Genomic DNA, 209 nt, shown 5'->3' with positions numbered 1-209 from the left:
CTGCCCGGCCGCGGCGATTTCGTGCCCCACGGCCCCCCGGTGCGGTGGTCCAGCGGCGCCTGCGGCCCCGTCGCGGAAGACCCACCGGTGGCGGCGACGGGGACGGGCCGCTTGGCGTTCTCGTCGATGGAGTGACCACCCGGATTCGGCGCATCCTTGGCGGCCGACTGGTCGCGGGGGACGGGGGCCTGGCTCCAGCCCTCCTGCTC

The 209-nt window shown here is 76.6% G+C and carries 1 pseudogene; it reads right to left on the bottom strand.

The window, feature by feature from the left end:
- Window positions 1-209: pseudogene (locus MFF64_RS37735) on the bottom strand (hypothetical protein); the annotation flags it as partial.

It is taken from the genome of Methylobacterium frigidaeris, assembly GCF_022179185.1.
GTDB classification, from domain to species: Bacteria; Pseudomonadota; Alphaproteobacteria; order Rhizobiales; family Beijerinckiaceae; genus Methylobacterium; species Methylobacterium frigidaeris.
This window is presented reverse-complemented; position numbering and strand designations above follow the sequence as displayed.